The 17,634-nt window shown below is 39.8% G+C and carries 13 protein-coding genes and 3 rRNA genes; 11 read left to right on the top strand and 5 right to left on the bottom strand.

The window, feature by feature from the left end; translation table 11 throughout:
* From QL995_RS07370 to glsB, 4 genes are all read left to right on the top strand, one after another.
* Nucleotides 1–105, top strand: a 23S ribosomal RNA gene (locus tag QL995_RS07370); the annotation flags it as partial.
* A 145-nt stretch (nt 106–250) separates the two neighbouring features.
* Nucleotides 251–365, top strand: a 5S ribosomal RNA gene (gene rrf, locus QL995_RS07365).
* A 63-nt stretch (nt 366–428) separates the two neighbouring features.
* Nucleotides 429–543 (top strand): 5S ribosomal RNA (gene rrf / locus QL995_RS07360).
* Between the two features lie 843 nt (nt 544–1,386).
* Nucleotides 1,387–2,310 (top strand): glutaminase B, encoded by a 924-nt coding sequence (gene glsB, locus QL995_RS07355; RefSeq protein ID WP_290293847.1) that lies wholly within the window; start codon nt 1,387–1,389, stop codon nt 2,308–2,310.
* A 37-nt stretch (nt 2,311–2,347) separates the two neighbouring features.
* On the opposite strand, the gene QL995_RS07350 is transcribed toward glsB, so the two are convergent.
* Nucleotides 2,348–3,652, bottom strand: a complete 1,305-nt coding sequence (locus QL995_RS07350; protein WP_010554383.1) for an inosine/guanosine kinase — start codon at nt 3,650–3,652, stop codon at nt 2,348–2,350.
* A 178-nt stretch (nt 3,653–3,830) separates the two neighbouring features.
* Between QL995_RS07350 and tadA the strand changes: the two genes are divergently transcribed.
* Nucleotides 3,831–4,346: a tRNA adenosine(34) deaminase TadA gene (gene tadA, locus QL995_RS07345; protein ID WP_010554384.1), complete on the top strand. Its 516-nt coding sequence runs from the start codon at nt 3,831–3,833 to the stop codon at nt 4,344–4,346.
* A gap of 2 nt (nt 4,347–4,348) precedes the next feature.
* Here the strand turns inward: tadA and QL995_RS07340 are convergent, their stop codons facing one another.
* On the bottom strand, nt 4,349–4,516 hold the full coding sequence (locus QL995_RS07340) for a hypothetical protein (protein WP_007584688.1): 168 nt from the start codon (nt 4,514–4,516) through the stop codon (nt 4,349–4,351).
* 163 nt (nt 4,517–4,679) lie between these two features.
* Nucleotides 4,680–6,194 (bottom strand): membrane-bound lytic murein transglycosylase MltF, encoded by a 1,515-nt coding sequence (gene mltF / locus QL995_RS07335; RefSeq protein ID WP_290293846.1) that lies wholly within the window; start codon nt 6,192–6,194, stop codon nt 4,680–4,682.
* A gap of 211 nt (nt 6,195–6,405) precedes the next feature.
* Here mltF and purL point away from each other — a divergent pair, with 211 nt between their 5' ends.
* The 4 genes from purL (at nt 6,406) to QL995_RS07315 (ending at nt 13,409) form a co-directional block, all read left to right on the top strand.
* On the top strand, nt 6,406–10,296 hold the full coding sequence (purL, locus tag QL995_RS07330) for a phosphoribosylformylglycinamidine synthase (RefSeq protein ID WP_290293845.1): 3,891 nt from the start codon (nt 6,406–6,408) through the stop codon (nt 10,294–10,296).
* Nucleotides 10,297–10,417: 121 nt separating this feature from the next.
* A complete protein-coding gene (locus QL995_RS07325; protein WP_290293844.1) occupies nt 10,418–12,868 on the top strand; it encodes a YdbH domain-containing protein in 2,451 nt (816 codons plus the stop codon).
* Between the two features lie 2 nt (nt 12,869–12,870).
* On the top strand, nt 12,871–13,068 hold the full coding sequence (locus QL995_RS07320) for a YnbE family lipoprotein (protein ID WP_007584699.1): 198 nt from the start codon (nt 12,871–12,873) through the stop codon (nt 13,066–13,068).
* A gap of 11 nt (nt 13,069–13,079) precedes the next feature.
* On the top strand, nt 13,080–13,409 hold the full coding sequence (locus QL995_RS07315; RefSeq protein ID WP_007584701.1) for a YdbL family protein: 330 nt from the start codon (nt 13,080–13,082) through the stop codon (nt 13,407–13,409).
* Nucleotides 13,410–13,480: 71 nt separating this feature from the next.
* Here the strand turns inward: QL995_RS07315 and QL995_RS07310 are convergent, their stop codons facing one another.
* Entirely contained in the window at nt 13,481–14,029 is a 549-nt protein-coding gene (locus tag QL995_RS07310) for a DUF1415 domain-containing protein (protein ID WP_290293843.1), read from the bottom strand.
* Nucleotides 14,026–15,324: a lipid IV(A) 3-deoxy-D-manno-octulosonic acid transferase gene (gene waaA, locus QL995_RS07305; protein WP_290293842.1), complete on the bottom strand. Its 1,299-nt coding sequence runs from the start codon at nt 15,322–15,324 to the stop codon at nt 14,026–14,028. Before waaA ends, QL995_RS07310 begins: the two co-directional genes overlap by 4 nt.
* Before the next feature lie 182 nt (nt 15,325–15,506).
* Between waaA and QL995_RS07300 the strand changes: the two genes are divergently transcribed.
* Nucleotides 15,507–16,097, top strand: a complete 591-nt coding sequence (locus QL995_RS07300) for an SIS domain-containing protein (RefSeq protein ID WP_290293841.1) — start codon at nt 15,507–15,509, stop codon at nt 16,095–16,097.
* Nucleotides 16,097–17,536, top strand: a complete 1,440-nt coding sequence (hldE, locus tag QL995_RS07295; RefSeq protein ID WP_290293840.1) for a bifunctional D-glycero-beta-D-manno-heptose-7-phosphate kinase/D-glycero-beta-D-manno-heptose 1-phosphate adenylyltransferase HldE — start codon at nt 16,097–16,099, stop codon at nt 17,534–17,536. Before QL995_RS07300 ends, hldE begins: the two co-directional genes overlap by 1 nt.
* Nucleotides 17,537–17,634 lie beyond the last annotated feature (98 nt).

The raw sequence follows: 17,634 nt of genomic DNA, 5'->3' as shown, positions 1-17,634 counted from the left end.
AAGTCTCTGAAGGGCCGTTGAAGACTACAACGTTGATAGGCAAGATGTGGAAGTGGTGTGAGCCATTAAGCTAACTTGTACTAATTACCCGTGAGGCTTAACCATACAACGCCAAACGCGTTTTATGCGACAGTTTAGACAGAAGTTAATATAACTAAAGTAGATATTACTTAGAAAGACTTAAAAAATATTATCAGATATTTTCCAAATTCAGTTAGTGCGTAGTAATACGGATTAACGCCCAAATTTGCTTGGTGACAATAGCGTTTTGGACCCACCTGATCCCATGCCGAACTCAGTAGTGAAACGAAACAGCGCCGATGATAGTGTAGCATTTGCTATGTGAAAGTAGGACATTACCAGGCTTCAAATTCAGTCGAAGGACTTTAATCTTAATAATTAAAAACAAGAAAATTGAAAAGAATTTTCTTGGTGACAATAGCGTTTTGGACCCACCTGACTCCATGCCGAACTCAGTAGTGAAACGAAACAGCGCCGATGATAGTGTAGCATTTGCTATGTGAAAGTAGGACATTACCAGGATTTAATTAAGAGAAACCCGTTACAGTAATGTAACGGGTTTTTTGCTTTTTGAAATTAGTAAAACATTGCGCACTTAGAGAAGACACGGTTAATAATAGTGTAGCATTTCACTGTGACTCTCTACCGCTGTGGGCAATACGACATTACCAGGATTTAATTAAGAGAAACCCGTTACAGCAATGTAACGGGTTTTTTGCTTTTTGAAATTAGTAAAACTCTGCACGCTAAGAGACGACACGATTAATAATAGTGTAGCATTTGCACTGTGACTCTCTACTGCTGTGGGCACTACGACATTGCCAGGATTTAATTAAGAGAAACCCGTTACAGTAATGTAACGGGTTTTTTGCTTTTTGAAATTAGTAAAACTCTGCATACTAAGAGACGATACGATTAATAATAGTGTAGTATTTGCTATGTGACTCTCTACCGCTGTGGGCACTACGACATCCTACTGCGTAGCGCACCGACTTCACATTGTAGAGCGCTCGAATTTAAGATTCGGGCTTTTTATGTCTGCAGAAAAGTGAAAAACACGCAATTAACACACACTCACATCAACACCTATCACGTAGGTCGGGCGAGCGTAGCGACTCCCGACACTAAAATCATAAAAATCTCCGCTCGACAATGAGTTCGTAGCATTTGCACTGTGACTCTCCACCGCAGTGGGCATCATGACATTACCAGGATTTAATTAAGAGAAACCAGATACAGTAATGTGACGTTTTTTTCTATTTAAATTTAGTAAAATCTCACCGTTAAATTCGACAACAAAACTAGGTGCACCTAATAGCGCGTGTTAAAATCCAATTCTTATGAATGACGATATAGAGGTCTAGATTGCCTACAGCTGATTACCAAAAGGTGCTTGATGAAATAGCACATGAAGTACGTCCTTTATTATCACAAGGGAAAGTAGCTGATTATATACCGGCGCTTGCCGAGGTTGATCCGGAACAATTTTCTATCGCTATTTATACAACTGATGGTGAAACTGTGTGCGCAGGGGATTGTTCTCAACGCTTCACTATTCAATCAGTTTCTAAAGTTATGACACTTACTATGGCACTACAGCGTTATGGTGATGAACTTTGGCATAGAGTCGGAAAGGAACCCTCAGGTACAGCCTTTAACTCGCTTACACAGCTTGAATTTGAAAAGGGGATTCCTCGTAACCCATTCATCAATGCAGGCGCAATTGTAACGTGTGATGCATTATACAGCCGCTTATCTGCGCCAATGCATTCTATGCTCGAAACCTTCAGGTTATTAGCTGGTAATAGAGGCATAGTAATTGATAAAAAAGTCGCTAATTCAGAGTATGAGTTCAGGCACCGAAATGCTGCGATGGCGCATTTGATGAAATCGTTTGGTAATTTTGAAAACGAAGTAGATGATGTTTTGTGGGCTTACTTTAACTTTTGCTCTATTGAGCTCAACTGTATTGAATTAGCAAAAGCTTATAATTTTTTAGCTAATAAAGGTGTTGATTATAGCTCTGGTAAACGCGTTTTAAGTAGTCGTCAGAATAAACAGCTTAATTCGCTTTTATTCACGAGTGGTTTATATGATGCTGCGGGGGATTTTGGTTACAGAGTGGGTATGCCTGGTAAGTCGGGAGTATCAGGAACTATTTTAGCTGTACTACCAAATAAGTTTACAGTGGCTGTTTATTCACCGGGGCTTAATTCGTTTGGTAATTCGGTTGCAGGAATTGCAGCGCTCGAGCTGTTATCTAAAAAACTCGATATTTCTATTTTTTAGGTAAACAAAAGGGAGCAATAATTGCTCCCTTTGTAATTTATTGTTCCCAGTAAACCTGCTCTAAACAATCTTCACGTTCAGGTAAGCCACGAGATAAACGCGGAGAGTGCTGAACTAATACTTCATAGCTCGCTCGGTTAGCATATTTACTAATTTGCGATAGTGACGAGTAAGTAATAGCTTGTTGCTGATGTTTAGCTGAGTTTGCCACATTAAGCTTATGGTAAACATTCGCTGACAAATCATGAAGCACAGCCGCAAGTGCGCAATCACCTGCACCATTGGTGTTTTTGATTGAATCAGGTCCACCCATAAATGGGGCCGTATGACTATATGCTCTGATAGGTTCATCACACTCATCTTTACGCATAGCTCGTGAGAATTCGTAACGGTTAAAATCAGGTATGGCGCCTGGTAGTAACGGGTATTCGGTTTCACGCTTTAAGCTTTCGTCTACGTAGCCGGCCATAAATAAGCCTTTTTCGCCAGCGGTACAAATAACTAAGTCTACCCAATCAAGTGCTTTATCAGCAGCTAGAAGAGGATCTTCAAAACCTGTAATAGCTAAACCTTCTTCTTCGTTCATAGCAAGAATATCAACATGCTTTTCAACAAAGTTTGCCCACCAAGTAGGGTCTTGTTCAATTAAGAACTTAGTACCGAGTGTAAGCACAACTGGCACACCTGCGTCATTAGCGTATTTTACCGCTTGCATAGTGGCTTCAGTCATTGTTTCGCTACCTTGAGTACGCATAAGATAGGCACTAATCACTAACGCTGATGAATTCTCAATAAGGTCTTTATCGATAGATTCAGGACGTAAGTGATTCATTAGGCCTGCACTTATTGCAAAAGTACGCTCACCGGTTTCATCAATTAATGTAAAACAACGACCTACAGGCCCATCAACTGGTTGAAGGTAGTTTAAGTCTACACGGCTTGAGGTATTACATAAAAAACGGTAAGCGTAGCTACCTATTTTTATATTTTCGCTCATTACGCCTAATAAAACTGAGCGATCATCTGCAAGTACTGAGTAGTTGTGCATAGTGTTACCAATGGTTCCACCGGCAAACTCAAAATCAACCATATTGTTTAATTTTAAACGATCGTATAAGGCGTTTGTTGTATCGCTATCAATAACTTGCGACATCCCTCTACGTAGTTGAAATTCGTCAAGGAAAGCTTGATCAACTTTTGCCTCTATATCAACAACGATCTGATCGATACCCGTAATATAACTACGTTGTAATCGCTCTGTTGCGTTAAGTTGATTGGTAAGTGGATCTTTGGCTTCCACTGGAAAATAATGTTTATGCCTGCGGCGTCCAGGAAATTTCATTTGCTACCCGTGTTGTGAGCTAAATAAAAAAAGCGTGAGATTATAGCGTAAATCAGCACTAGTGAGCCATTACAAACGGGTAAATATTGTTTTATTTTTGCAATAAAGTAATGAATGGCGCACTTTAGAGTGCTAACTAGGTATAATTACAGCATAAAAGGTTATTTAAGTAGAAATAATGAACGAACCATTTGATGATTCCTACTGGATGGAACAAGCGCTTTTGTATGCAAAGCAAGCAGAGCTACTTGATGAAATTCCGGTTGGAGCAATTGTAGTCAAAGATAACCAGCTAGTTTCAGTTGGGTATAACCGCTCAATAACGGATAATGACCCATCTGCCCATGCCGAAATGATTGCAGTGCGAGAAGCTGGAAAAGTACTTAACAACTATCGCTTAATTGATTGCACCCTATACGTAACGTTAGAGCCTTGTTCTATGTGTGCGGGATTGTTAGTGCATAGCAGAATAAAGCGTTTAGTATTTGGAGCAGTCGATGCTAAAACAGGGTCTGCGGGTTCAATTATGAATTTATTACAAGAGCCTAAGTTAAATCATCAAGTTGAGGTGTGCGGTGGTGTTTTGGCACAGCAGTGCGGGGATACTATTTCGAATTTTTTTAAACGTAGAAGAGCGCAAATTAAAGCAGCTAAGAAAGCTGCTCGTGATGATCAAATAAATAAGCCTAACTAAAGTTAACTAGCGATTGGCTCTATTTCTGATTCAGCCATTTGCTGCATAGCAAACATTCGGCGACGCCAGATGATTTTTTTGTGTAGTTTTCGCAACATAACACGACGACGTGTGGCCGTTGAATAAATGACATTGCGTTTTAATCTTTGTGTGCGTCTACGTTTTAGCATGTTTTCTCCTAATGCAAGAGTGAGAAAGGCACGGGTATATCTTATAAAATAATGATATACAATTAACACACATTAGTGATCATTTGGTGACAAGTAAACAGATATTTAATTTACTTAAATTTTGCTTACTGACATGTTCAATAAACGGGTACTTATATTAATCTTAGCCATTGTTTTCACTCGACTGTTCGGGTTCGATTATAGGTTGTTGTTTTTCTGTTTGAGCTTCATCTGCCTTACTTTTTACTTCACTTTTTTCGTTTAGCTTTAGCTTTAGCTCAGTATCAGTGCTCAACTCTGTAATTGGTTCTGGCTCAGGCTCTGCAGCAATAGCATCATTTTCATCTAGCCAAACAAGTGCATCGTAATAGCGACGAATATTATCGACATATTTAACAGCTACATCGCCTCGGGCATAACCGTAGCGAGTTTTACGGTAATAGCGCTTTTTAATTAATAGCGGTAGGCGTTTTTTTACATCAGCCCATTTGTCAGGACTTGCGCCTTGCTGTTCGGTAATTATACGTGCGTCGTTAACGTGCCCCCAACCTACATTGTATCCGGCCAAAGCAAGCCATGTGCGGTCGGGTTGCGGGATACGGTCAGGAATACGTTTAATAAGCTTGCTTAAGTATTTAGCGCCACCACGAATGTTTTGCTCTGGTTCTAACCGGTTAGTAACACCTACTTGTTTGGCTGTACTGCGAGTTAGCATCATGATGCCGCGCACACCTGTTGGTGATTTAGCGCGAGGATTCCACATAGATTCTTGATAGCTTAGTGCCGCTAATAATCGCCAGTCAAGGCTACCTGCATATTGTTCAAACCATGGCTGGTATGTTGGTAAGGTTTCTTTAATTGCTTCTATATAGGCTAGGGTATTTACATAGTTAAATTGGCGTACGTGACCAAAGTATTTTTCTTCAAGTACATAGAGCTGGTTACTTTGCTTAACGTCACCAAAAAATGGCACCAACAACGCATATAAAGAGTCGTCTTTAGATTTATTAAGTATCCATGCAATCGGGTCGTTATGGCTAACTGAAAAACCAATGCTTAAATTTGGGTGATAACGGCGAAACAGCGATAGCGTATGCGTATCAGCGAGTGTGTAATCTATCTCGCCATCAATAACTGCTTGAAGTAGTTCTTCTTCATCAAACTCTTCGCTTTCTATCCAAGTGAGATCTGGATTGTTCTTCTTCATTTTTTGTAGAGTAAGCGAGTGGCTACTTTTAGCTATAACCGTAAAGTTGCCATCTAAATCGTCAAACTCTCGAGGACGAACGCGCCCTTGTTTATAAACTAACTTTTGGCTGATTGTTCTGTAAGTTGGTCCGTAACGGTATTGCTCTGCACGGGTTTTATTATAGGTAAGTCCTGACGCTATTAAGTCTAAATCACCGCTTTCAAGGCGTTCAAACATGTCAGATAAGTTAAAGAAAGGGACTATTTCAAGCTCTACACCTAAATATTCAGCGAAGGCTTGAGATAACTCATATTCAAAGCCTTGCTCACCTTGAACGGCTTGATAATAATTACTAGCACTGGCAAGGGTACCCACACGTATTTTATTGTGTTCTTTTATTTGGGCGAGTTGAGTTGGCTGCTCTTGCATATCGCATGCACATAACAGCATAACTAAAGTAATGATTATTATTAGTTTTTCTTTGAACATTGAGTGCCCCTTAAGCTCGCCAGTCACCGTTATAGCAAAACTAAGCCATCGCGTCACTTTACCTTTTATTTTATTAACCAAAAGAGGCTATAAATAAAGCTAAAAAGTTAATTTTATGAAAAGCGTAATTTTGAGTTAAATCTGAATGCTAATTGGACTATAATGCGTGCCTAAAATATCGTTCAATCCCTAACCCCGGATGAAATTACCTATGTTGATCCTTCGTGGTGCACCAGCACTGTCAGAGTTCAGAGTTAATAAAATTTTAGCGCGTTGCCAACAATCGCAACTTCCAGTCACTAACGTATACGCCGAGTATGCTCACTTTGCCGATTTAACATCGCCGTTGAGTAGCTCCGAGCAAACCAAGCTTGAAAAACTATTAACTTACGGTCCAACTATTGCTGAGCATACCCCAGCTGGCAAACTTGTACTTGTTACACCTCGCCCTGGTACCATTTCACCTTGGGCATCTAAAGCAACCGATATTGCCTATAACTGTGGTTTAAAACAGGTTCACCGTGTTGAACGCGGTATTGCTTATTATGTTGAAGGTGACTTAAACGCAGAACAACTTGCACAAGTAATTGCGTTATTGCACGACCGTATGACCGAAGCCACGCATAGTGAGCTTGAAGATGCTGCACAACTGTTTCGCAGTGATGCACCGCGCCAAATGTCGTCTGTTGATATTTTAGGTGGCGGACGCGAAGCATTAGCAATAGCCAATGTTGAGCAAGGTTTTGCCCTTGCTGATGACGAAATAGATTACTTGGTAGAAAACTTTATAAAGTTAGGACGTAACCCTAACGACATCGAATTGTTTATGTTTGCACAAGCAAACTCAGAGCATTGTCGCCATAAAATATTTAATGCTGACTGGACGATCGATGGAAAAGAGCAGCCAAAATCGCTGTTTAAAATGATTAAAAATACGTTTGAGTTAAATCCTGAAAATGTATTGTCGGCGTATAAAGATAACGCGGCAGTAATGAAAGGCTCAAAAGCGGGTCGCTTCTTCCCAAATGCGCAAGGTGAATATGCGTATCATCAAGAAGACATTGAAATACTAATGAAAGTTGAAACGCATAACCACCCAACAGCTATTGCGCCATTCTCTGGTGCGGCTACAGGCTCTGGTGGTGAAATTCGCGATGAAGGCGCAACTGGTCGTGGCTCTAAGCCAAAAGCAGGTTTAGTTGGCTTTACTGTATCAAACTTACGTATTCCAGGTTACGAGCAACCATGGGAAAGCGATTTTGGTAAGCCGAGTCGCATTGTTAACGCGCTTGATATAATGACAGAGGGTCCACTAGGTGGCGCTGCATTTAATAATGAGTTTGGTCGTCCTAACTTATTAGGCTACTTTCGTACTTACGAAGAAAAAGTAACAAGCCATAATGGCGAAGAAGTACGTGGTTACCATAAACCAATTATGCTTGCCGGTGGTTTAGGTAATATTCGCTCTGATCATGTTCAAAAAGGTGATATTCCTGTAGGCGCTAAATTAATTGCGCTAGGTGGACCTGCAATGAACATTGGTTTAGGCGGTGGTGCTGCATCAAGCATGGCTTCAGGTCAATCAAACGAAGATTTAGATTTTGCTTCAGTACAACGCGAAAACCCAGAAATGGAGCGTCGTTGCCAAGAAGTTATCGATAAATGTTGGCAGCTAGGTGATGAAAACCCAATTGCATTCATCCACGATGTAGGTGCTGGCGGTTTATCAAATGCGTTCCCTGAGCTTGTTAATGATGGCGGACGTGGTGGTAAGTTCCAATTACGTAGCATTCCTAACGATGAGCCAGGCATGGCACCGCACGAAATTTGGTGTAATGAATCACAAGAGCGTTATGTACTCGCTGTTGGCGTAGAGGACTTTGACCGCTTTGAAGCAATTTGTAAGCGTGAACGTGCCCAGTACGCTGTTATTGGTGAAGCAACCGCTGAACCTCACTTAACAGTGTCAGACAGCCATTTTGAAAATAACCCTGTTGATTTACCGCTGGACGTATTATTAGGTAAAGCACCTAAAATGCACCGCGATGTAACGTCAAAGCACGTTGTTGGTAAAGCGCTTGATACTACATTAATAAATGCAGCAGATGCAGCGCAGCGCTTAATGCGTTTACCAGCCATTGCAGAAAAAACATTCCTAATAACAATCGGCGATCGCTCAGTTACGGGTTTAGTAGCGCGCGATCAAATGGTCGGTCCTTGGCAAGTACCTGTTGCTAACTGTGCAGTAACTGCGGCAACGTATGATACTTACCACGGTGAAGCTATGTCACTTGGTGAGCGTACTCCTGCAGCATTACTTAATTACGGTGCATCTGCTCGTTTAGCTGTAGCTGAGTCGTTAACTAATATTGCCTGTGCAAACATCGGTAGCCTTGAAAACATTAAGTTATCAGCAAACTGGATGGCAGCAGCGGGTCACCCAGGTGAAGATGCTGGTTTATACGAAGCGGTTAAAGCCGTAGGCGAAGAGCTTTGTCCTGCGCTTGGTTTAACGATTCCAGTGGGTAAAGATTCTATGTCAATGAAAACGACATGGAAAGATGAAGGTGACTCACAAGAGAAGTCAGTAACATCACCGCTTTCACTGGTTATAACTGCGTTTGGTCGTGTTGACGACGTACGTAAAACAGTCACTCCACAACTGCGCACAGATAAAGGCGACACATCGCTTATATTAGTTGATTTAGGTGCGGGTAAAAACCGCATGGGTGCATCAAGCCTTGCGCAAGTTTATAAGCAATTGGGTGATTTAACACCTGATGTTGATAGCCCAGAGTTATTAAAAGGCTTTTATAACGCAATGCAAGCGCTTGTGGCCGATAGTAAATTACTTGCTTATCATGACCGCTCAGACGGTGGTTTATTTACCACGGTTGCTGAAATGGCGTTTACGGGTCATACCGGTGTAACGGTTGATTTAGCAGCTTTAACAGGTTCAGACATTGAAGCACTTTATAACGAAGAGCTAGGTGCCGTAATCCAAGTAGCAAATGCTGATTTAGATGCAGTAAATGCGGTGTTTGAACAACATGGTATAGCAGCAATTAGCCACAACATTGGCACGCTTAACAGTGACGATACGATTATATTTAACCGTGGCGAAAATACGGTACTTAACCATACGCGTACTGAGCTTCGTACTATTTGGGCTGAAACAACGTATCAAATGCAAGCACGCCGTGATAACCCTGAATGTGCTAAGCAAGAGTTTGATGCAAAGTTTGATGCAAAAGATCCAGGCTTAAACGTAAAACTTAACTTTGATTTAAACGAAGATATAGCGGCGCCATACATTGCAACCGGTGCTAAACCACAAATGGCTATTTTACGTGAGCAGGGTGTTAACTCTCATTTAGAAATGGCGGCAGCGTTTAACCGCGCAGGTTTTGCAGCCGTTGATGTACACATGAGCGACATTTTAGAAGGTCGTTTAACACTAGAGCAATTTAAAGGTTTAGTGGCTTGTGGTGGTTTCTCATACGGTGACGTACTTGGTGCGGGTGAAGGTTGGGCTAAGTCTATTTTGTTTAACGACATGGCACGCGATCAGTTCCAAAACTTCTTCCACCGTGAAGATACTTTTAGCTTAGGTGTATGTAACGGTTGCCAAATGTTATCAACGTTAAAAGAGTTGATCCCTGGTACTGAACATTGGCCGCGCTTTGTAACTAATAAATCAGAGCGTTTTGAAGCACGCTTTAGTTTAGTAGAAATACAAGAGAATCCGTCTGTATTCTTTAATGGAATGGCTGGATCGCGTATGCCTATAGCGGTTTCTCATGGTGAAGGTCATGCTGAGTTTGCAAACGATGCAGCCACTAAAGCGGCGCTTAATAGCGGCACTGTAGCGGTTAAGTTTGTAGATAACTACGGTAACCCTACAACGCAGTACCCAGCTAACCCTAATGGATCTCCAGAAGGTATTACAGGTATTACGTCAACAGATGGTCGCGCCACTGTAATGATGCCGCATCCAGAACGTGTATTCAGAAGCGTTGCCAACTCTTGGCATCCTGATGAGTGGGTCGAGGATAGCCCGTGGATGCGTATGTTCCGTAACGCACGTAAAAACGTAGGTTAATTACATTTGCGTTTATACAAGTTAGATTCATAATCTTACTGTAAAATAAAAAAGGCTGCATTGTGCAGCCTTTTTTGATTAGTATAGTTTTAGCTAAAAGCACAAAGCATTTAAGGATAGTATGTTTAAGCGAATTGGTTTAATTGTTGGAGCTGTATTACTAAGTACCTTGCTGCTTGGTTATGTATTTCGTTTACCTTTATTACAGTGGGTTATAGCGCCTGAGCTTAAAAAAGCAGGCATTACGTTAAGCTGTCTCGATTTTTCAATCACGTCTGAACTAAATATTCATGCTGATAAAGTGTGTTTAAATTATCAAAATCAACAATTACAACTTACTGGTATTACTGCAAATACAAAGCGTGTAGATATTGAAAATGCAGTGCTAAAAGTTAATCCACTCCCTAAAAGTGATAATGCTAATCAACTTGCTAAAAATCTCGATTTAGCACTTCCCTTAAATCGCCCATTAATCAATATTAAACAGCTTGTAGTAAAAAGTAATGAGCTCAATAAGCCACTTAAAATAAGCATATTAGAACCCGAACTAAATAAATTTAATGTCTCAGGTGATATAAACGCAAGTGCAATTTTGACTGCTAATAAAGTAAGTGGTCAATTTGAAATTAATGACACTTTTTTAAAGCACGTTATAAACACTAAAAATACATTAATAGCAGATTTTAACTTTAATACTCAGCAAGCATTTAGCTTTGATGGTATAGAACTTGAGTTAAATGGCGATATTAGCTCCCAGTTTGCTCACACGTATGAGCAGTGCAAAGTTAACGTATTAACCACTGGTAAATTGGCGACGCGTTTTAATTTAAATAGCCAAGCGTTAATGTTTAATACCGATTTGCTTAATAACAAAATTAATTTAACACCAAGCTGTACTGAGTTAATACCACCGAGTGAATATGCAGGCTTTATTAGCAAACAAGTTCCTTTAAATTGGCAACTTAAACTCCCTCAATCAATTCGCTTAGAGGGTAGTGAGCTCAGTGTACCTGTAATTAATTTGATGAGTGAAGGCGATAAGCAATTTGATATTTTAATAACAGATACAACACTAAATATTAAATCTCCACTTGAAGACTTACAGACAACTTTGTCAGCTCAAATAAATACACCTGATATAAATAATATTAGCGTTAATGCTCAGTTGGCTGGCACTGTGATTAAAGGCGATTACGTCGTTATGCTTGATGGCTTGCCTGAGTTTGCACCAGCAACAGCGAATGGGCTTAGCCTTAGTGGTCACTTTAATATAAGTGAGTTTATAGACTCAAAACCAATTGGGCTTATAAATGCTAAATTAACGCTTAATAGTGTAGATGCGTTTGATATAAGTGCAGTGCAATACCAAGGTGGTTTAACAGCAAAAATGGATAAACAGTTAAACGCAGAGGTAGCGTTAACTCAGCAATTAAAAAGCGCAGAATATAAAGAATTTAAAGTCACAGATATAAGTAACACATTAACAGCAAATGCTAATTTAGGCGTAGGTGAGTTATTTGCTGATCTAACAGCAAAAACGAATATAAAGGCTGTTAATAGCCCCGACATAAAACTTAATAATATAAAAGTAGAGTCTACGGGGCTACAAAGCCGTGCACTAAAAGCCACGCATCACGCATTTATAAACGATGTTGAGTTAGTTGTAAATCATCATATGTCGTCGCAAGCTCATCCGTTTGAAGTTATTATTCCTGAACAAAGTACGTTGCCGTTAAATGCGTTTATTAGGCAATTTGAGCCACTTGCACAGCTAACTAAGGGCGAATTTAATGGCTATATTAGTGGCGATGTAAACTTACAAAGTGCATCGTTCAATATGGGGATTAGTCATACAAGTGCACTGTATAACGATTACCTTGCGAGTGATTTAAATAGCGTGTTTAGTGGAGAATATTATTCAGGTAAGCTTAATGTAAAACCATCTACCTTTAATTTAAATGAGTTTAGAGCGGGTGCCGTAATTAAAGCGATTGAAGGGCAATGGCAAGTTAATAACAATACCGCGCTTATAAATGATGTAAAAGGAAGTGTGTTTGGTGGCGAGTTTTCGTTAGATACCTACACAATAGGGAAGCCAAACCAAGTTGCCAATGTTAAGTTTGAAAACATTGATGCAAGTAAACTCGTTACACTCGACGATAAGTCGGGCATTGTATTAACGGGGCGCTTGGCGGGGTCTTTACCTGTCCATTTTGATAGTGGAAAAATTGAAATAATTGACGGTAGTTTATTTAGCCAAGGAACAGGTAATTTAAAAATCACCAATAATGCCGCTTTTGATTCAGTAATGCAGCAACAGCAAGAGTTACAACCTGTGTTAGGGCTATTAACTAATTTAGATATTCAAAAACTTAATAGCAGTGTGGCACTAAAAAATGATGGTTGGTTAAAACTAGGGGTTAATTTGCAAGGCTATAATAAAGCAGAGCAGCAGCAGGTTAACTTTAATTATAACCACGAAGAAAACGTATTTACACTTTTACGCGCACTGCGCTTAAGTGACGAAATTACACAAAAAGTTGAGCAACAATACTCACAAAAAGGAAACTAATAATGAGACAGTCGTTATTGATAAAAGTACTGCTCGCGCTAGGTGCTATTAGTGCACTAAGTGCCTGCACGCACCGAGTTGAGGTGTCTGCTAAAGAGCCCATTACTATTAATTTAAATGTGAAGGTCGATCACGAAATTCGCGTAAAAGTAGATAAAGAACTCGACAGTTTGTTTAGTGACGACAGTGAGTTATTTTAAGGAGCTAAAACATGAATACGAAGAAAAAATTAAATATTATTACGTTAGTTAGTGCTGTATGTATGTCGTTCTCTGCGTGGGCTATTAGCCTTGATGACGCTAAAAACCAAGGTTTTGTAGGTGAAGATAGCTCTGGTTATTTAGGGCTCGTTGTACAAAACGCAGAAGCAAAAGCAGTTGTTGATGACATAAATGCAAAGCGTAAAGCGCAGTACTTAAAGCTGGCTAAAAAGAATAACTTGTCACTTTCACAAGTAGAAGCACTTGCTGCCGCTAAAACAATTGAAAAAACCCAAAGTGGTCATTACGTTGAAGTAAATGGTAACTGGGTTAAAAAATAAGCGTTAGTTATTGCCTTGTTTTGTAAAAAGTTTTGCACAAAGTTTTTACAAACCAAAATAAAACCGAGCATTTAAGCGCTCGGTTTTTTACAGCCTTCGAGTAACTGCTGCCAAAAATCAATCCCCTTGCGCCTTGCTAGGTTTATATTATGCTCTGGAATAGATTCAGGTTCGTTATAACTATCAAGCGCTTCGCTCATACTTGCTTCGCGAATTAAATGCAGAGTAGGAAAAGGCGCTCTATTTGTATAGTTTGCGGCATCATTTTCATCGCTGTCGGCAAATACGTAATCAGGATGAAAGTTAGCAATTTGATACTTACCTTCAAACCCCTGCGCGACTAAAAGTGCATTAGCTAAATCGACCAAGTCTAAAAAGTCTTCAAAATCACTAAAGCCGTTGTCAAACATGATAAGGGTTGTTTCGCGCTCTGGCTCACGGTCAAGCTCAACACATTGCTCAAGCATATCCATTACGGCATCATCCATACTCGCTGCTGGACTTACGATGTAATGAATACAGTTATTTTCTACTTCTTTGCGAGCAAACGGGCAAAAGTTATATTTAACGATAACAGATGACACCCATTCGCGGGTTTGGCTTATAGCTATGTTGGTCACGGTTTTGGCTCTAAATATTGGTTAATAATGGTAAGTGTTTTTTGTATTGCACCTTGGTTTTTAGCTACGCATTGCGCAGCTTTAATTCCTAAGGTTTGGCACGATTTTGTGTTTTGGCTAAACGTTATGAGCTGCTTTGCTAATTCGTCGTTGCTATCAACTACTACAGCGCCTTTAAGCTTTATTAGCTCGGGGTACACATGATCAAAATTATATGTGTGTGGGCCTGTTATTACACCTACTGAAAACGCAGCTGATTCTAATGGGTTATGTCCACCTCTACGTATTAAACTGCCACCAATAAAGCTCACATTTGCAGCGCCATATAAACACTGTAATTCACCAAGCGTATCAGCAAGGAGTACTTGTTCATTGTTGTAGTTATTTTGGCTACGACGGCTAAAACTAAGTGGGCTTTGTGTTAAAAGCTCAGCTACTTTATCAAATTGCTCTGGATGGCGCGGGGCAATTATAAGTAATGCATTAGGTTGCTTTTTTAGTAACTGTTGGTGAGCTGCCAATACTAATTCATGTTCTACAGGATGTGTTGAGCCTGCTGCCCATACAAAGCGTTCATCGTTATTGTCTTCATTACTGTTATAAAGCTGTTTAAGGTTGAGTACTTCAGCTAATTGCTCGTCACTTGGTGTTATATCAAATTTTATAGAGCCTGTTACATGGCTTTTTGAAGTTTCGAGACCAAGCTCTATAAAACGCTCTGCATCTGCCTTGTTATGACTCGCAAGTACTGTAATTGAGCGCATAATAATATGCGTTAATTTAGCGACCTTTTGATAGCCTTGCTGCGACTTTTCAGAGAGTCTTGCATTGATAACAAGTACCGGTATATTTTTTTTGTGACTTATCGCCATTAAATTTGGCCATAGCTCTGTTTCTAAAATACATAATGCTTGTGGCTTTATACGCTTTAAAAATCGGGCTGTCGCAAACGGAAAATCGATTGGTAAGTAGCTACACGCCACAGAATTTTTAAACTGGTTAAGTATTTGCTCTCTGCCTGTTGGAGTATTACAGGTTATAAGTATATTTAAATTTGGATGTGCTTTTTGAAGAGCTTTAATAAGCGGCGTTGCGGCGAGTACCTCACCAACAGAAGCACAATGAAAAACTAAAGGTTTGGTTTTAGTCGTAAATAAAGACTTACTGACAAACCCAAAGCGCTCTTTAAAGTGTGCACGATATCCTTGGTTTTTTTTACCTCGTAAAATATAGAGATAAAATACAATCAGTGGGCTAATAAAAATTAATGCTAGAGAGTAAAAAATGCGTGCCATACTGATCTTTCTTAAAGGGAGGTGGCGTTAGTTTACCGTGAAATAGCCGTTTTCTAAACATACTCACAATAAAATATGGTCTGGGTTCAGTTATAACCCGATAAAATGCACACAATTAAATAAAATTATGGAATAATGGATTTAATTTTTCCCTGCTATTTCAGTTCCTAGAGGAATTTTTCATGTCAATTATCGATTCAGTGGCAACTAGCTACGTTGAAACATTAAACCGTCATCAAGCATTATTTGAAACGATGGAAGCTTATCATCAAGAATCTATGCAACTGTTAGAAGCATGCCACAGTGCATTACAAGCTGGTGGCAAGATTGTTTGGCTTGGTAACGGCGGTAGTGCAGCCGATGCGCAGCATTTAGCAGCAGAATTTGTAGTGCGTTATAAATTAGAACGTGGTCCGCTTGCCTCAATGGCATTGACTACAGATACATCAATTTTAACAGCACACAGCAACGATTATCACTTTGATACGGTGTTTGAACGCCAAGTTCAAGCGCTATGTAAGCCAGAAGATTTAGTTATTGGTTTAACCACATCAGGTACTAGTAATAATATTAATTTAGCATTAGAAGCTGCAAATAAACTAGGCGCTTTTACAGTGGCATTAACTGGACGTGATGGCGGTAAAGTAAAAGATATTGCTAAGTTACCTATCATTATAAAAAATGACGAAACAGCACGTATTCAAGAAGCTCACATGTTTATAGGTCACTGGTTATGTGAAGCCATGGATATGGTTGTTGCGGAGCAGCAGTAATGGATTTATCGTTATTAAAAAACTTATCAGCGGCACGAATATTAGTTGTTGGCGACGTAATGCTAGACCGTTATTGGTATGGTGATACAGGTCGAATTTCGCCTGAAGCGCCAGTACCTGTTGTTAAAGTAAGTAAATTTGAAGACAAAGCGGGCGGCGCAGCTAACGTTGCAAAAAATATAGCGCGGTTAGATGCAAAAGTTGGCTTACTGGGCTTAATTGGTGAAGACGAAAGCGGGCAGATTTTAGAGACTATTCTAAAAGGTGAAAAAATAAGTTCACAATTAGTCAGTGTATGTGATTTACCGACTATTTCAAAAATGCGTGTTATTAGCCGTCATCAACAACTCGTTCGTCTTGATTTAGAAGAAACATTTACCGAGCAACACAGCCAACTTTTATTAAACCGTTTAGAGCTTGTACTTGATGAATACGATTTTATTGTGTTCTCTGATTACAGCAAAGGATCTTTAAGCTTAATTAAAGAGATGGTAAGCCTTGCTAAGGGCGCCGGAAAAACGGTTTTAATCGACCCTAAATCTCCAGATTTACATTTATATGAAGGTGCTGATTACATTACGCCTAATTTACATGAGTTTAAGTTAGCGGGTGGTCAAACCGATTCAGAAGAAGCTTTAGCAGCAAGTGCACGTGATTTAATTAGCAAAAATGGCATTAAAGCCATGTTGCTTACGCGTTCTGAGCAAGGTATGTCGTTAATTAATGCAGATGAAAAGTTTGATTTTGCTGCACAAGAACTTGAAGTAAGTGATGTGACTGGGGCTGGTGATACGGTTATAGCTACACTCGCGGTTATGCTTGGTGCGGGCATGGAACCTAAAGATGCAGTCGAAATTGCTAATTTAGCCGCAGGTATAGCGGTTAGTAAATTTGGTGCAGCGACTGTCTCGCCAGAAGAGTTAAGTCGTAAGCTTGGTCAGTATTTACATACTACTGGTGAGCATTACCAAACACCATTTGATGATGTACTTCAGCATATTGAATTTGCAAAACAAAACGGCGAAAAAATTGTATTTACTAATGGTTGCTTTGATATTTTACATGCTGGGCATGTGCGTTATTTAGCACAAGCTAAAGCACGAGGCGATAGACTCGTTGTTGGATTAAATAACGATGAATCTATTACGCGTTTAAAAGGGGCCGATCGTCCTATTAACCCACTAGATGAACGTGCAATGGTACTTAGCGCACTTTCATCAGTTGATTGGGTTATTCCATTTGGTAGCCTAGATGAAAACGATACTCCCGCTAAATTAATTGAGCAAATAAGCCCTGATATTTTAGTTAAGGGTGGCGACTACACCGTAGAGCAAATAGCGGGTGCTGAGCATGTACTTCGCCATGGCGGAAAAGTTGAAGTGCTTGAATTTTTAGATGGGTGCTCAACATCAAAAGTAATAAGTAAAATTAAACAGTAATTACTGATTTAGTTTGCTAAAAAATACAAAAAAGGGATGAAAACACTGTTTTCATCCCTTTCTTACTTTTAATACGTTACTTTATTAAAAGTAACGTA

Source organism: Pseudoalteromonas sp. APC 3358 (assembly GCF_030408075.1).
Lineage (GTDB): Bacteria > Pseudomonadota > Gammaproteobacteria > Enterobacterales > Alteromonadaceae > Pseudoalteromonas > Pseudoalteromonas arctica.
Note: the sequence above shows the minus strand (reverse complement) of the source record. Positions and strands in the feature narration are given on the sequence as shown.

Excerpts from the sequence above, each read along its gene's own strand:
- waaA (WP_290293842.1), bottom strand. The coding sequence starts at position 15,324 with ATGGCACGCATTTTTTACTCTCTAGCATTAATTTTTATTAGCCCACTG.
- QL995_RS07325 (WP_290293844.1), top strand. The coding sequence starts at position 10,418 with ATGTTTAAGCGAATTGGTTTAATTGTTGGAGCTGTATTACTAAGTACC.
- purL (WP_290293845.1), top strand. The coding sequence starts at position 6,406 with ATGTTGATCCTTCGTGGTGCACCAGCACTGTCAGAGTTCAGAGTTAAT.
- QL995_RS07300 (WP_290293841.1), top strand. The coding sequence starts at position 15,507 with ATGTCAATTATCGATTCAGTGGCAACTAGCTACGTTGAAACATTAAAC.
- QL995_RS07340 (WP_007584688.1), bottom strand. The coding sequence starts at position 4,516 with ATGCTAAAACGTAGACGCACACAAAGATTAAAACGCAATGTCATTTAT.
- tadA (WP_010554384.1), top strand. The coding sequence starts at position 3,831 with ATGAACGAACCATTTGATGATTCCTACTGGATGGAACAAGCGCTTTTG.
- hldE (WP_290293840.1), top strand. The coding sequence starts at position 16,097 with ATGGATTTATCGTTATTAAAAAACTTATCAGCGGCACGAATATTAGTT.
- QL995_RS07320 (WP_007584699.1), top strand. The coding sequence starts at position 12,871 with ATGAGACAGTCGTTATTGATAAAAGTACTGCTCGCGCTAGGTGCTATT.
- QL995_RS07350 (WP_010554383.1), bottom strand. The coding sequence starts at position 3,652 with ATGAAATTTCCTGGACGCCGCAGGCATAAACATTATTTTCCAGTGGAA.
- mltF (WP_290293846.1), bottom strand. The coding sequence starts at position 6,194 with ATGTTCAAAGAAAAACTAATAATAATCATTACTTTAGTTATGCTGTTA.
- QL995_RS07315 (WP_007584701.1), top strand. The coding sequence starts at position 13,080 with ATGAATACGAAGAAAAAATTAAATATTATTACGTTAGTTAGTGCTGTA.